Consider the following 14,326-nt stretch of genomic DNA (forward strand, 5'->3'; position numbering starts at 1 on the left):
CTTCAGTTACCGAGCAGGAGCTCGGCGATCTGCACCGTGTTGAGCGCCGCGCCCTTGCGCAGGTTGTCACCGCTGACGAACAGGACGAGGCCCTTGCCGTCGGCGATGCTCTGGTCCTGACGGATGCGACCCACGAGGCTCGGGTCGGTGCCGGCCGCCTGCAGGGGCGTGGGCACGTCGACGAGCTTGACGCCCGGGGCACCCGAGAGGATCTCGGTCGCCTCCTCGGGGGTGATGGCGCGGTCGAACTCGGCGTGGATCGAGAGCGAGTGGCCCGTGAACACCGGCACGCGCACGCAGGTGCCTGCGACCAGCAGGTCGGGCAGGCCGAGGATCTTGCGGCTCTCGTGGCGGAGCTTCTGCTCCTCGTCGGTCTCGAACGAGCCGTCGTCGACGATCGAGCCGGCCAGCGGAACCACGTTGAAGGCGATCGGTGCGACGTACTTGACCGGGTCGGGGAACGTCAGCGCGCTGCCGTCGTAGGCGAGGGCGTCGGCCTTCTCGACCACGGCGAGGGCCTGGGAGTGCAGCTCCTGCACGCCGGCCACGCCCGATCCCGAGACCGCCTGGTACGAGCTGACGACGAGGCGCTTCAGCCCCGCCGCGTCGGCGAGCGGCTTGAGCACCGGCATCGCGGCCATCGTGGTGCAGTTGGGGTTGGCGATGATGCCGCGACCGCCCGGGCCGTCGCCGGCCGGGATGTCGTGCGGGTTGACCTCGCTGACGACGAGCGGGATCGCCGGGTCCTTGCGGAACGCCGAGGAGTTGTCGACCACCGTGACGCCCGCGTCGGCGAACTTCTGCGCCAGAGCGCGGCTGGTGGTCGCGCCGGCCGAGAACAGGGCGATGTCCAGGCCGGCGGGGTCGGCCGTGGTGGCGTCCTCGACCGTCACCTCGCCGCCGTTGAACGGCAGCACGGTGCCGGCCGAGCGACTCGACGCGAAGAAGCGGACCTGCGAGGCGGGAAAGTTCCGCTCCTCGAGGATCTGGCGCATCGCGACACCGACCTGCCCGGTCGCTCCCACAATTCCAATTGCCGCCCGTCGCCCGGCACCCCCGCCGGTGGCTCCGTCTGCTGCACTCATCGTCCGGTACCTCCGTAGACCACGGCCTCGACCTCGCCGGACCCCAGTCCGAAGGCGGCGTGCGCGGCGCGCACGGCCTCGTCGACCTGGCTCTCGGCCGTGATGACCGAGATGCGGATCTCCGAGGTCGAGATCATCTCGATGTTGACGCCCGCGTCGGCGAGCGCGGTGAAGAAGGTGGCGCTGATGCCCGGCGCGTTGCGCATGCCGGCGCCGATGACCGAGACCTTGCCGACGCTGTCGTCGTACTGCAGGCGCTCGAAGCCGATCACGTCCTTCGCGCGGGTCAGGGCCTCCATCGCCTTGGCGCCGTCGGAGCGCGGCAGGGTGAAGGAGATGTCGGTCAGGCCCGTCGCGGCCGCCGAGATGTTCTGCACGATCATGTCGATGTTGATCGACGCCTCGGCCAGCGTGCTGAAGACCGACGCGGCGTAGCCGACCTTGTCGGCCACACCGACGACGGTGATCTTGGCCTCGCTGCGGTCGTGCGCGATGCCGGTGATGATGGCGGCTTCCATGGCGGCGTCCTTCTCGACGGATTCAGCGGGGACCACCCAGGTGCCCTCCTTCTGCGAGAAGGAGGAGCGCACGTGGATGGGCAGGTTGGTGCGGCGCGCGTACTCGACGCAGCGCAGGTGCAGGATCTTGGCGCCGTTGGCGGCCATCTCGAGGCAGTCCTCGTAGGAGATCTGCGGGATGCGGCGCGCGGTCGGCACGATGCGCGGGTCCGCGGTGAACACGCCGTCGACGTCGGAGTAGATCTCGCACACGTCGGCATGCAGCGCCGCGGCGAGCGCGGCGGCCGTGGTGTCGGAGCCGCCACGGCCCAGCGTGGTGATGTCCTTCGTGGTCTGCGAGACGCCCTGGAAGCCGGCGACGATCGCGATGGCGCCCTCCGCGAGCGCCTGCTCGATGCGGCCGGGGGTGACGTCGATGATCTTGGCGCGGCCGTGGTCGGCGTCGGTGATGACGCCGGCCTGCGAGCCGGTGAAGGAGCGTGCCTCCTGGCCGAGGTTGCCGATCGCCATGGCCAGCACGGCCATCGAGATGCGCTCACCGGCGGTCAGGAGCATGTCGAGCTCGCGGGCCGGGGGCAGCGGGGAGACCTCGTTGGCGAGGTCGATGAGCTCGTCCGTCGTGTCGCCCATCGCGGAGACGACCACGACGACGTCGTGACCCGCCTTCTTGGTCGCGACGATGCGCTGTGCGACTCGCTTGATGCTGGCGGCGTCCGCCACCGACGAGCCGCCGTACTTCTGGACGACGATGCCCATGGGCCCTTCCCTGCTGGTCAGCGGAGCCCTCGAACGGCTCCTGGCCGCCGCGGTTCGGCGTCCGCGCCAATCCTACCGGCCGCGAAGGGTGGCCTTCGTCGGCGATCCGCGAACGGCCCCGGACCGTGAGGTCCGGGGCCGTTCGGTGGAGGCGTGGATCAGCCGCCGGCGATCTGGCTCTGGCAGGTCGTCGAGGCGTCCGTGAACAGCTGGGTGTCAGCCGGGTCGATGCCTGCAGCGTTGCCGTCGGCAATGGCCTGCAGCGTCTGGGCCGACGCGTCGTCGTAGACCTCGTCGACGAAGCAGGTGACCACGGAGTTCAGGATGTCCTGGGGCAGCTCGGTGCCGCCGAGGATCTCGGTGATGAGACCGGAGTAGCCGGCAACGACGTCGTCCTTGCTGGGCTTGTCGCCGTCGCCCTCGCTGGTGTCCTCCGAGGGCTCGGTGGACTCCTCGGACTGCGAGCTCGAGTCGCTGCTGTCGTTGTTCGAGTCACCCTCGTCGTCGGAACCGCAGGCGGCCAGTCCGAAGACGGCCAGGGTGCCCACCAGGGCGGCCCCCGTCAGTCGTGAGCGCAGCTTCATCGTCGTCCCCCGTTCGTCGATGGCCCGGTCCGCATCTCGGCCGGTGCCGTGTCACGGGGAGCCTAGCGGCGTCTCGGCCCCGTCGCCCAATCGCCCGGATGGGGACCGCTCCCCGCCTGGCAACGCCGTCGGCCCCGGGTCCTGGTGGATCCGGGGCCGACGGCGTCGGTGATGGCTCAGGAGGTGATGAGCGAGAGTCCGTAGGCGTTCAGGATCTCGTTGACCGGCTGGAAGTACGTCGTGCCGCCGGAGCTGCAGTTGCCCGAGCCGCCGGAGGTGACGCCCTGCGCCTGGTTGCCCGAGATCGCGGAGCCACCGGAGTCGCCCTGCTCGGCGCAGACCGTGGTGCGGATGAGGCCCGAGACCGAGCCCTCGGGGTAGTTCACGGTCGAGCTGCGCGCCTGGATCGTGCCGCAGTGCCACCCGGTGGTCGAGCCGGAGCGGCAGATCGAGGAGCCGATGGGCGCGTCCGTCGAGCCCTTCACGGCCACGCGTCCGCCGCTGTAGTTGTCGACGGCGCCGACGGGTCGGTCGTTCGGCGTGCGCACCCAGGCGTAGTCGTTGCCGGGGAAGCTCGAGCCCGCGAAGGTGCCGGTGGGCTCGGTCGTGCTGTCACCGGTCGAGCCGCAGTGGCCCGCCGTCACGAAGCCGCCCTGCACGGCGAAGCCGACCGAGCAGCGGTACTGGTTGTTGATGAAGTACGACTCGCCACCGACGACGTCGGCGAGCGGCTGCGGGTTCTCGGGTGCGTGCTGCACCGTCACCAGCTCCGGCGCCGCACCGGAGGCGGCCACGAAGCTCTCGGCCGCGGCGACGTCGCGCGTCGTGACGACGACCTGGTTCGAGGCCGGGTCGACGTGCCAGCCGGCGACCGTGTCGGGTGCCTGCTCGGCCGAGGCGTCGAGCGCGGCCTTGGCCGACTCGAGCTCGGCACCGGCGTGCTCGACCGAGACCAGCTCGGCGTTCGGCACCGCGGCCTTCGTGGTGGGTCCGGCGACCGCGACGACGAGGACGCCGCGCTCCGCGTCGTACCAGGAGCCGGCGTAGGAGGTGCCGAGCTGCGCGACGGCGGTCTGCTCGGCCTGCGCGGCGGTGGCCTCGCTGGCGAACCGCGCCTCTGCCTCGGCCGGCGACAGCCCGAGGTCACGCTCCAGCGCGGCGGCCTGGGAGCTGCGGTCCGGCGCCCCGTCCGGGTCCTGCGCGCTGGCCGGTGCGGTGGTGGTCAGGATGGTTGCTGCCGCGAGCGAGCCGAGGACGGCTCCGATGCGGGTGGGACGTGATGCCACTGGATCTTCTCCTCCGTCGTGCCGGACGACGAATCCGGCAGGTGCCGGCTTCCCCGAAGCCCCCCGAGGGCTTGGCTCGACGCTAGTGACCGGGGACGGTCCTGGGGAGATACCGGCGAGGTCATACCACCGGTGTGATGCCGTGGATCCGCGCGCGACGGTGGCTGATCAGGACGCGACGCCGAACTCCGGGTGGTCGTCGAGCCAGCCGGAGTAGACCTCGCTGCGGGCGACCAGGTCGGCGTGCGCCAGCTCGACGCTGCGGTGGACGGCCGGCGCGAGCCCGGCGGCGGCCGAGCCGGGTCGCCACCCGACCATGTGGATCCAGCGCAGCGGGACGTCCTTGAGCGGCAGCGTCACGAGCCCGGGCAGCGTGCGCGTGGCCTGGCACAGGGCCACGGCGGTGCCCGACGTGACGAGCTCGATGCAGCTCGCGGCGTCGGCGACGTAGAGGCTGCGTGGGGTGAACCCGGCGCGCAGGCAGGCCTGGTGGAAGCAGGTCTCGAAGCACCCGTCACCCGGGGTGGCCGCCCACTCCGCGTCGGAGAGGTCGGCCAGCGTGACCTCGGTCTGGCGGGCGAGGGCGTGGTCCTCGGGCAGCAGCACGAACACGGGGTCGACCGAGAAGGTGCGCCACTCCAGGTCGTCGCCGGCGGGCGGCCCGGAGCCCCCGCACACGCCCGCGATGCAGAAGTCGAGGCGCCCGGCGGCGAGCTCGGTGGCCAGGTCGTCGGCCGACCACGAGGCAGTGGTGCTCACGGTGAGCTCGGGCTGTGTCTCGGTCAGGCGACGGATCAGCGGCGCGAGGATCGACGTCGTCGACGACCCGAGCGACACCTGGTCAGGGAGGGCGGAGCGGCTGGTCTCGGTCAGCCGTGCGGCGTCGTCGAGCAGACCGCTGACGGCAGGCAGGAGCAGGGCCGACCGCGAGATGACGAGGTCGCCGAGCGCGGTGGGCCGCACGCCCCGGTGGTCGCGCTCGAACAGGGGCCCGCCGAGGAGGCGCTCGATGCGGCGCAGCTGGGCGGTGAGCGCGGGCTGCGCGATGCCGAGCTCGCCCGCAGCCTTCGTGATGCTGCCGGACGCGGCGATCGCGCACACGATGCGCAGGTGCCGCAGCTCGAGGTCCATCCCCCGAGTCTAGAAACCCCCCGGTACTACCGCTCGCGAGAGACTTTGTTACCCCTCGCGAGAGACCTTGTAACCTCTCGCGAGCGAGCTAGTTCGCTGCCGCGAGCGAGATCGCGCGCTCGCGTCAGGCGGAGGGGGTGGTCGCCTGGACCACCGAGGTGCGGCCCTCGAACGCCCGCCCCAACGTGAGCTCGTCGGCGTACTCCAGGTCGCCGCCGATGGGCAGGCCGCTCGCGAGCTTGCTGACCTTGATGCCGAACGTCGTGAGCGAGCGGATCAGGTACGTCGCGGTGGCCTCGCCCTCGAGGTTCGGGTCGGTCGCGATGATGACCTCGGTGATGGCCGGGTCGTTGAGCCGCGCGTAGAGCTCCTTGATGCGGAGGTTCTCCGGGCCGACGCCCTCGATCGGGCTGATCGCGCCGCCCAGCACGTGGTAGCGGCCGCGGAACTCGCGGGTGCGCTCGATCGCGACGACGTCCTTGCTCTCCTCGACGACGCACAGCACGGTGGTGTCGCGACGCGGGTCGGAGCAGATGCGGCACTCGGTGTCGGTCGTGACGACGCAGCAGATCGAGCAGAAGTGCACCTTCGCCTTGACGTCGGTCAGGACCGCGGCGAGACGTCGGACGTCGTCGGGATCGGCGTCGAGGAGGTGGAACGCGATGCGCTGCGCACTCTTCGGACCGATGCCCGGCAGCCGACCGAGCTCGTCGATGAGGTCTTGGATCACGCCGTCGTACACCCCGCCAGCCTACGGGGCCGGGCCCATCACGGCGCTCGCGCCGCGCGACCCGCGAGCGGGAATCAGGTAAAGGCGCTGATGCCCGTCTCGGCCCGACCGATCAACAGCTTCTGCACCTGGCTCGTGCCCTCGTACAAGGTCATGACCCGGGCGTCGCGCAGGTACTTCTGCACGGGGAACTCGTCGATGAACCCGTAGCCGCCGAACGACTGCACCGCGAGGTTCGCCGCGCGCACCGCCGCCTCCGACGCGAACAGCTTGGCCTTCGACGCCGCGGTGCCGAACGGCTCGCCCCGGTTCATCAGGTCCGCGGCCCGCCAGGTGAGCAGGCGCGCGGCGTCGGCGTCGACCGAGATGTCGGCGATCATGTCCTGCACCAGCTGGAACGACGCGATCGGCTTGCCGAACTGCTCGCGCTGCGTCGTGTAGGCGACGACCTCCTCGAGGCAGCCCTGCACGATGCCGACGCAGCTGGCCGCGATCGTGACGCGGCCCTTGTCGAGGGTCTTCATCGCGATCTTGAAGCCCTCGCCCCGCTCGCCGAGGAGCGCGTCGGCAGGCACGCGGACGCCCTCGAACGACAGGGACGCCGTGGCCTGGCCGCGCAGGCCGAGCTTGCCGGTGACCTCGGTGCGCCCGAAGCCGGGGGTGTCGGTGGGCACGAGGAATGCCGAGACGCCGCGAGCGCCCGGGCCGTCGGTGCGCGCGAACACCAGCGCGACGTCGGCCCAGGTGCCGTTGGTGATGAAGATCTTCTCGCCGTCGATGACCCACTCGTCGCCGTCGAGAACCGCCTTGGTGGTGAGGTTGCCGGCGTCGGACCCGTGGCCGGGCTCGGTCAGGGCGAAGCATCCGAGGGCGCGGCCGGTCGCGATGACCGGCAGCCACCGCTGCTTCTGCTCCTCGGTGCCGTGGCGCAGGACCGACGACCCGAACAGGCCGGCCGAGACCGAGACGATGCCGCGGATCGACGAGTCGGCGCGGCCGAGCTCCTCCGCCGCCAGCACGTAGGTCGTGTAGTCGCCGCCGATGCCGCCGTACTCCTCGGGGATCGTCAGGCCGAAGAAGCCCAGGTCGCCGAGCTTCGGGATGATCGCGGTGTCGACCGACTCGCGGCGGTCCCACTCGGTGCGGAACGGCACGACCTCGCGGTCCAGGAACTCCCGGGCGGTGCGGCGGAAGTCGCGCTGCTCGTCGGTGAGGTTCAGGTCCATGGGGTCCTCCGGTGGGATGCGCCGGCGAGGAAGGTCGCCAGCATGTCGTGGCCGCGGTGGGTCAGGATCGACTCGGGGTGCATCTGCACGCCCTCGACCGGGTGGGTGCGGTGTCGCACCCCCATGATCACCCCCGAGGCCGTGCGTGCCGTGACCTCGAGCTGGGGCGGCAGGCTGTCGGGGTCGATCACGAGGGAGTGGTAGCGGGCGCAGGTGAGCGGGCTGGGCAGCCCGGCGAGCACTCCCGCGCCGGCGTGGTGCACCAGCGACGGCTTGCCGTGCACGACCTCGGGGGCGCGCACGACTCGGCCGCCGTACACCTCGCCGATGACCTGGTGCCCGAGACAGACGCCGAGCGTGGGCGTGCTCGGGCCCAGTCGCCGGACGAGCTCGGCACTGATGCCGGCCTCGCTCGGTGCCCCGGGGCCCGGGGAGACGACGAGGTGGGTGAACTCGCCGGCGAGGCGACGGGCCACGAGGTCGCTGACGTCGCCGCGGTCGTTGCGCACCACCTCGGCCTCGGCGCCGAGCTCGCCGACGTACTGCACGAGGTTGTAGACGAACGAGTCGTAGTTGTCGACGAAGAGGACACGCGCGGCGTCGGCCCGCGGGGGCTGCGGGGCCTCGGCCAGCTCGGTGCGCTCGACGAGCAACGAGGCGACGGGGCCGACCTCCCACCGGCCCACGCCGGGGACCTCGACGACGGGCACCGTGCCGCGCAGCGCGTTGGTCACGAACACCTCCGAGGCTGCGGCGAGGTCGCGCGTCGTGAGGCGGTGCTGGTGCACGGGGATGCCGGCGGCGCGCAACCGCTCGACGACCCGTGCCCGCTCGGTGCCGGGCAGGATGCGGCCGTCGAGGGCGGGGGTGTGCACGCCGTCGTCGCGCACGAGGAACAGCGAGGCACGGGCGGTCTCGAGCACCGAGCCGTCGGTGTCGACGAGCAGACGGTCGCGCCCGGGCTCGACAGGTCCCAGTGCCTGCCGGTCGGCCCACTTGTGCCCGCCCCAGCCCCCGTCGACGACCTGCACGTCGAGCGTCCAGGGTGTCGGCTCGGGCACGAGTGGTGCGACGGTCAGGCCGACGTGGACGTCGCCGTCGCTGACCGGCTCGGCGTCGATGCGCAGGCGGTGTTGACCGACGAGGCCGCGGGTCTTGCCGCGGACCGCCGACTCCAGGCCGGCGCGCACGGTGCGCCCGTGCAGCGATCGCACGCTGGCGTCGAGGCGGGCCAGGTGGGCGTCGAGGTCGACGGGCTCGCCGTCGACGACCAGCACGGTCTCGAAGACCGCCTCCCCGCGGTGCGGAAAAGTCTCTCGCGAGTGGTGACGAAGTCTCTCGTCAGCGGTAACAAAGTCTCTCGCGAGCGGTAATTCGGCGCCGATGGCGTGGAGGAGGGGGAGGGCCTTGGTGAAGCACTCCCGGAGCTCGGCCTCGGGGGTGGAGTCGGCGACCACGCCGCCGCCGACCCCGAGCCAGGCGGCCCAGGTGCCCGGGGCGGTGCGGGCGAACTCGAAGGTGCGGATCACGACGTTGAGCTCGAGGCCGGCGTGCGGACTGACGTGGCCGATGGCGCCCGTGTAGGCCTCGCGGGCCGTGGTCTCGAGCGCGCCGACGACCTCCATCGCGCGGATCTTCGGCGCCCCGGTGACGGAGCCGGGCGGGAAGGTGGCGCGCAGCAGGTCGGCGTCGGTGGCGCCGGCGCGCAGGTGCCCGACGACGTCGGACACGAGGTGCCACACGCTGTGTCGCTCGGCCCTGGCGATCGCCGGCACGCGCACCGAGCCCGGCTCGCAGACGCGGCCGAGGTCGTTGCGCATCAGGTCGACGATCATGACGTTCTCGGCACGGTCCTTGGCGGAGGCCTCGAGCTCGGCGGGGTCGGAGTCGAGCGGCGCGGTGCCCTTGATGGGCGAGGTCAGCACCTCCTGGCCCGTGCGCCGCAGGAAGAGCTCGGGCGAGAGGCTCGCGACGGCTCCGTCCGGCCAGCCGACGTAGGCGGCGTACGCGGGGCGCAGGGCCTCGACGCCGGCGCAGAACACGTCGAGCGGGTGGCCCGAGAGGTCGGACTCGAGTCGCTGGCACAGGTTGGCCTGGAACACGTCGCCCGCCGCGACGTGCTCGAGCACGCGGGCGACGGCGGCCTCGTGCTCGGCCGGGCTGGGCACGGGCGAGAAGGGGGTGAACGAGTAGGCCTGGGGTGCGGCGTCGAGCGCCAGGTCGGCGGCGAGCTCGGCGACCCACGCGTCGAGGGCCTCCGGGCCGTCCAGCGACTCGGCCCACCAGCGGCCACCGGCCCGGCGCAGCACGTGACGGTAGTGGCCCACGACGTGGTCGGGCTGGGGGTGCGGTCGGTGCTCGATCTGCGCCCGCGGCCCGGAACCCCCGCCGGCGTCGTCGAGGCGCTGGCCGAGCCGGTAGCCCCACAGGCCGATCCAGCCGCCTCCGAACGTGCCGTCGGCGGGCGCCGGATCGATGCCGAGCTCGAACGGATCGGCCTCGGGGGCGAGCTCGGCCACCGGGTCGACGGCGACGAGCGCGTCGCCGTGGTGCCACGCGCCGATGAGCGCGACGGGTCGGCGGCGGTGACGGAGCCGGCGGAGGACCTCGGTGGGGGAGGCGGTCAGGTCGAGCCGTCGCCGGCTGGCCGGACCGGGCTCAGCGGGGCCCTGCGGCGTCGTCATCGATGAACTTCGCGCCGAGCTCGCGGCTGAGCATGGCCTCGACGTCCTCGTCGGACTCCTGCACGACCGGGTCGCCCGGGTCGGCGTGCGCGTCGGGGTTGACGCGCTGACCCGGGGCGGACGGGTTGGCGAGTGCCTCACGCACCGACGCAGGTACCGGCGCGGAGGCGGGCTTGGCGGGCTCCGGGCGCGCCGCGGGCGCGGGCGTGGGGGCGGCGGGAGCCGCGGACTGCTCGCGCTGGGCGACCCCGGCGTCGATGATCGACTCGATGCGCCACGTGACGCCGATGACCTGGTGCACGGCCTGCTGCAGGATCTCGTCGGACTTGCTGGAGTGGAACGAGTCGCGCGCACCCTGGTTGACCAGCGCGATGGTCAGCACGTCGCCGTCGACCCCGGCGACGTGGGCGTTCTGGCCCAGCAGGATCCACGCGAAGCGGCGGATGCCTTGCACGGCCTCGAGGATCTCGGGCCACAGGTTGCGGACGTCGGCCACGCCGAGCTGCCCCGGTGCCACAGCGGTGGGTGCCGCAGCGGCGGGGGCGGGAGCCGGCTCGGGCTCGGGGGTCGGCTCGGGCGCGGGCTCGGGCGTGGGGGTCGGCTCGGGCGACGGCTCAGGTGCGGGGGTCGGCTCCGGGGTCGGCGTGGGGGCTGGCTCGGGCGTCGGCTCCGGAGTCGGCGTCGGGGCAGGCTCGGGCGTGGGTGCGGGTGCCGGCTCGGGCTCCACGACGGTCGCCGTCGGCGCCGGCGTCGGCGCCGGCGTCGGCGTCGGGGCGGCGGGAGCGGGCGGAGCGGCGACGGGAGCCGGGGACGCGGCCGGGGCGCCACCGGCGTCGAGGCGACGCTCGATGCGGTCGAGCCGCGCGGCGTAGCCCTCGGTGGCGTGGTCGGCGCCCGGCACGAGCACGCGCGCGCACAGCAGCTCGAGCAGCAGACGCGGCGCCGTGGCACCGCGGAAGTCGGTCAGGGCGGCGTCGACCAGGTCGGCGATGCGCACGAGCTCGGCCGGGCCGAACGACTGCGACTGCTGGGTGAGCAGGTCGGCGCGATCGGCCGGGGCCTCGAGCAGGGCCGTCTCGATGGCGTTGGGAACGGCGCGCAGCACGACGAGGTCGCGCAGGCGCTGCAGGAGGTCTTCCGCGAAGCGGCGCGGGTCCTGGCCGGACTCGATGACCTTGTCGATCACGCCGAACGACGTGGCGCCGTCGCGGGCGGCGAACGCGCCCACGGCCTCGTCGAGCAGGGAGTCGGGCGTGTAGCCGAGCAGCTGCACCGCGAGCCGGTACGTGACGCCCTCGTCGCTCGCGCCGGCGATGAGCTGGTCGAGCACGCTGAGGGTGTCGCGCACCGAGCCGCCGCCGGCGCGCACCACGAGGGGCAGGGCCGCGGCGTCGAGCGTGACGCCCTCGCTGGCGCACAGCTGGTTGAGGTAGTCGCCCAGCGTCTTCGGCGGCACGAGCCGGAAGGGGTAGTGGTGCGTGCGCGAGCGGATGGTGCCGATGACCTTGTCGGGCTCGGTCGTGGCGAAGATGAACTTGAGGTGCGGCGGCGGCTCCTCGACGAGCTTGAGCAGCGCGTTGAAGCCCTGCGGGCTCACCATGTGGGCCTCGTCGATGATGTAGACCTTGTAGCGGCTGCTGACCGGTGCGAAGAAGGCCCGCTCGCGGAGGTCGCGGGCGTCGTCGACGCCGCCGTGGCTGGCCGCGTCGATCTCGATGACGTCGACGCTGCCGGGCCCGCCGCGCGCGAGGTCGCGGCAGCTCTGGCACTCGCCGCACGGGTCGGCGATGGGGGCGCGCTCGCAGTTCAGGGCACGGGCGAGGATGCGGGCGCTGGTGGTCTTGCCGCAGCCGCGGGGGCCGCTGAACAGGTACGCGTGGTTGACGCGGTTGTTGGCCAGCGCGTGACGCAGGGGATCGGTGACGTGCTCCTGTCCGATGACCTCTTCGAAGGTCTCGGGCCGGTAGCGGCGGTACAGGGCGAGGGGCGCGTCCACCCCGTGAGCCTAGCCGCGGGCACCGACGCGGTCACCATCGCGCCGAGCGCCGGGCGAGGGCCCCGGCGTGACCCGGCTCACACTGGTGCGTTGTACTCGGTAGACGTCCCCGATCCGGCGGGCGCCACGTGAGGAGACCCATGCGCACCCGAGTGGCCGCCGTCCTGACCGCACTCGTCGTGATGGGTGGTCTGGCCGCCACGGCGCCCGCCTCCGCCGAGCTCCCGACGCCGCCCGGCGGCACGCTCGACTACGTCGCGCTCGGCGACTCGTACACGGCCGGCCCGCTCGTGCCGGTGCCGACGCCGGGCCCCCTCGGCTGCGTGCGGTCGAGCTCGAACTACCCGGCGTTCCTCGCCTCCTACCTGCAGGTCGGCACGTTCACCGACGTCAGCTGCTCGGCCGCGCGCACCGAGCACCTGTTCAGCTCGCAGACGGGCGTGCTCCCGGACGGCCTCCCGGAGAACCAGAACGCGCCGCAGCTGCTCGCGGTGACGGAGGAGACCGACCTGGTCACGCTCGGCATCGGCGGCAACGACTTCAGCCTGTTCGGCGAGCTGATCGAGCAGTGCGCCGCCCTTGCTGCCGAGAACCCCGGGGCGCAGACGCCGTGCCGTGACCACTTCACGGTCGACGGGGTCGACACCAAGCTGCGCGACGCCGCCGCGATCCAGCAGAACGTCGAGGGCGCCCTGGCCGCGATCACCGAGCGCGCTCCGGACGCCACCGTGGTGGTCGTGGGCTACCTCCACATCCTCCCGGAGGAGGGCACGTGCGACGCGGTGCCGTTCGCCGCCGGCGACTACGCCTGGGGCACCGAGGTGCACCAGGCGCTCAACACCTCGCTCGAGCGGGCCGCCGCCGCGTACGGCGCGACCTACGTCGACATGTATGCCGCCTCCGAGGGTCACGACGCGTGCGCGGGTGCGGACGCCTGGGTCAACGGAGCGCAGATCCGGCCCGACGCCTTCAGCTACCACCCGTTCCGCTCGGGCATGGAGGGCATCGCCGACACGATCCTGATGCAGCTGACCGGCCAGGAGCCCAACCCGTTCGCCCTGCCGCTGCTGCAGCTGGTCAAGCGTCTCCCGGCGGTGCTCGACGTCGCGGGGCTGCTGGAGTACGTGGCCTCCGGCGGGTCGGTCCCGCCCGAGGTGCTGGAGGACGCCCAGGTCCAGGACGCGGTCGTGATCGAGCCGGCCGCGGTCGCCGAGGTGCTGGCTCGGCTCGCGGAGCTCGACGCCGCTCCGCCCACCGCCCCCTGAGGGCTGGTGGGCTTCGAGGCTCAGGCCGCAGGCGGCCTTCGCACCTCAGCCAGCGGGACCGCGCTCAGGTGAGCCCGTGGAACTCCAGCCAGCGGTCGATCGCGGCGTAGGCGGCCTCACGCGCCTCCTTCTGCGAGAGGAACACGTCGTGCCGGGCGCCGGGGACGGGGATCGAGGTCACGGCGTCGCCGAGGCATCCGGCCCAGCGGGCGATCTGCTTCACGTCGAGCACCGCGTCGCTGACGTCGGTCCGCGGTCCGTGCTTGCGCGCGAAGTGGGACGCGTCCGAGCGCAGAACGAGCGACGGCACGCCGATGTCGAGCCCGCGGTGCAGGACCGCGTGCCCGCGGCGCACCGCGTTGAGCCAGCCGTACGTCACGGGGTAGCCCGTGAGCGGCTTCCACTCGAGGTCGTAGTCCCACTCGCCGCCGCTGCTGACGTGCAGGCTCGAGCCGTAGGCGTTGCCGGGCGGCAGGCGGAGGGCCTCGAACGGCCTCACCCGGGCCGCGGCCCGGATCACCTGCGTGCCGATCGAGCGCATCCACGCCGCGCCCTGGAGGTCGAACCAGGGGCCGTCGAGCACGAGGCCCGTGATGCCCGCCTCGCGCGTGCCGCCGGGCGCCTTGTTCAGGCGGGAGAGCCAGAGGGGCAGGATCAGGCCGCCGGTCGAGTGGGCGCCGAGCATGACGTCCAGGCCGCCGGTCTCCTCGCGGATGATGGCGAGCGACTGGTCGAGCTCGGCGTCGTAGAGGCCCAGGTCTGACACGTAGTGCGGGGTCTGACCGGGTCGCCGGGAGCGTCCGCACTTGCGCAGGTCGAGCGCGTAGAACGCGTAGCCGCGCTCGGTGAAGAAGTCGGCCAGCGCGGTCTGGAAGAAGTAGTCGCTGAAGCCGTGGACCCAGAGGAAGGCCCGCTTCGCGTTCTTCGGCGGGGTGGCCCTGACGAGGGTCGCGACGACCTCGCCCTCGCCGTCGGGATCGCTCCCGAGGTCGAGCGTCCGCTGCTCGTAGCCGGCTCCCAGCACGTCCTCGACCCACGCTGCCATGGCTCTGAGCATAGCCACGC

General features: G+C 72.7%; 10 protein-coding genes and 2 pseudogenes. 1 reads left to right on the forward strand and 11 read right to left on the reverse strand.

Going from position 1 to position 14,326, the window contains the following annotated elements:
- Positions 1-2: 2 nt before the first annotated feature.
- From LO931_RS14835 to LO931_RS14875, 10 genes and pseudogenes are all read right to left on the reverse strand, one after another.
- Positions 3-1,085: an aspartate-semialdehyde dehydrogenase gene (locus LO931_RS14835; protein ID WP_229054619.1), complete on the reverse strand. Its 1,083-nt coding sequence runs from the start codon at positions 1,083-1,085 to the stop codon at positions 3-5.
- Positions 1,082-2,359 (reverse strand): aspartate kinase, encoded by a 1,278-nt coding sequence (locus LO931_RS14840; RefSeq protein WP_229054620.1) that lies wholly within the window; start codon positions 2,357-2,359, stop codon positions 1,082-1,084. The genes LO931_RS14835 and LO931_RS14840 overlap by 4 nt, the downstream gene beginning before the upstream one ends.
- 158 nt (positions 2,360-2,517) lie before the next feature.
- On the reverse strand, positions 2,518-2,943 hold the full coding sequence (locus LO931_RS14845) for a hypothetical protein (protein WP_229054621.1): 426 nt from the start codon (positions 2,941-2,943) through the stop codon (positions 2,518-2,520).
- 176 nt (positions 2,944-3,119) lie between these two features.
- The gene (locus tag LO931_RS14850) at positions 3,120-4,229 is read right to left on the reverse strand and encodes a S1 family peptidase (protein WP_229054622.1); all 1,110 of its coding nucleotides are present in this window, start codon (positions 4,227-4,229) and stop codon (positions 3,120-3,122) included.
- Between the two features lie 168 nt (positions 4,230-4,397).
- Positions 4,398-5,360, reverse strand: a complete 963-nt coding sequence (locus LO931_RS14855; protein WP_229054623.1) for a LysR family transcriptional regulator — start codon at positions 5,358-5,360, stop codon at positions 4,398-4,400.
- Positions 5,361-5,484: 124 nt separating this feature from the next.
- The gene (gene recR, locus LO931_RS14860) at positions 5,485-6,102 is read right to left on the reverse strand and encodes a recombination mediator RecR (protein WP_229054624.1); all 618 of its coding nucleotides are present in this window, start codon (positions 6,100-6,102) and stop codon (positions 5,485-5,487) included.
- Between the two features lie 62 nt (positions 6,103-6,164).
- Positions 6,165-7,316, reverse strand: coding sequence for an acyl-CoA dehydrogenase family protein (locus LO931_RS14865; protein ID WP_229054625.1), 1,152 nt, complete (start codon positions 7,314-7,316; stop codon positions 6,165-6,167).
- The gene (locus LO931_RS17640) at positions 7,307-7,948 is read right to left on the reverse strand and encodes an aminodeoxychorismate/anthranilate synthase component II (protein WP_370636167.1); all 642 of its coding nucleotides are present in this window, start codon (positions 7,946-7,948) and stop codon (positions 7,307-7,309) included. The genes LO931_RS14865 and LO931_RS17640 overlap by 10 nt, the downstream gene beginning before the upstream one ends.
- A 72-nt stretch (positions 7,949-8,020) precedes the next feature.
- Positions 8,021-10,000 (reverse strand): annotated as a pseudogene (locus LO931_RS14870) (aminodeoxychorismate synthase component I); the annotation flags it as partial.
- 391 nt (positions 10,001-10,391) lie between these two features.
- A pseudogene (locus tag LO931_RS14875) lies at positions 10,392-11,996 on the reverse strand (DNA polymerase III subunit gamma and tau); the annotation flags it as partial.
- 140 nt (positions 11,997-12,136) lie between these two features.
- Between LO931_RS14875 and LO931_RS14880 the strand changes: the two are divergent.
- On the forward strand, positions 12,137-13,261 hold the full coding sequence (locus tag LO931_RS14880; RefSeq protein ID WP_229054628.1) for an SGNH/GDSL hydrolase family protein: 1,125 nt from the start codon (positions 12,137-12,139) through the stop codon (positions 13,259-13,261).
- Between the two features lie 64 nt (positions 13,262-13,325).
- On the opposite strand, the gene LO931_RS14885 is transcribed toward LO931_RS14880, so the two are convergent.
- The gene (locus tag LO931_RS14885; protein WP_229054629.1) at positions 13,326-14,306 is read right to left on the reverse strand and encodes an alpha/beta hydrolase; all 981 of its coding nucleotides are present in this window, start codon (positions 14,304-14,306) and stop codon (positions 13,326-13,328) included.
- Positions 14,307-14,326 lie beyond the last annotated feature (20 nt).

Origin of the sequence: Aeromicrobium sp. Leaf350, from assembly GCF_916858655.1 — a bacterium.
Classification (GTDB): domain Bacteria; phylum Actinomycetota; class Actinomycetes; order Propionibacteriales; family Nocardioidaceae; genus Aeromicrobium.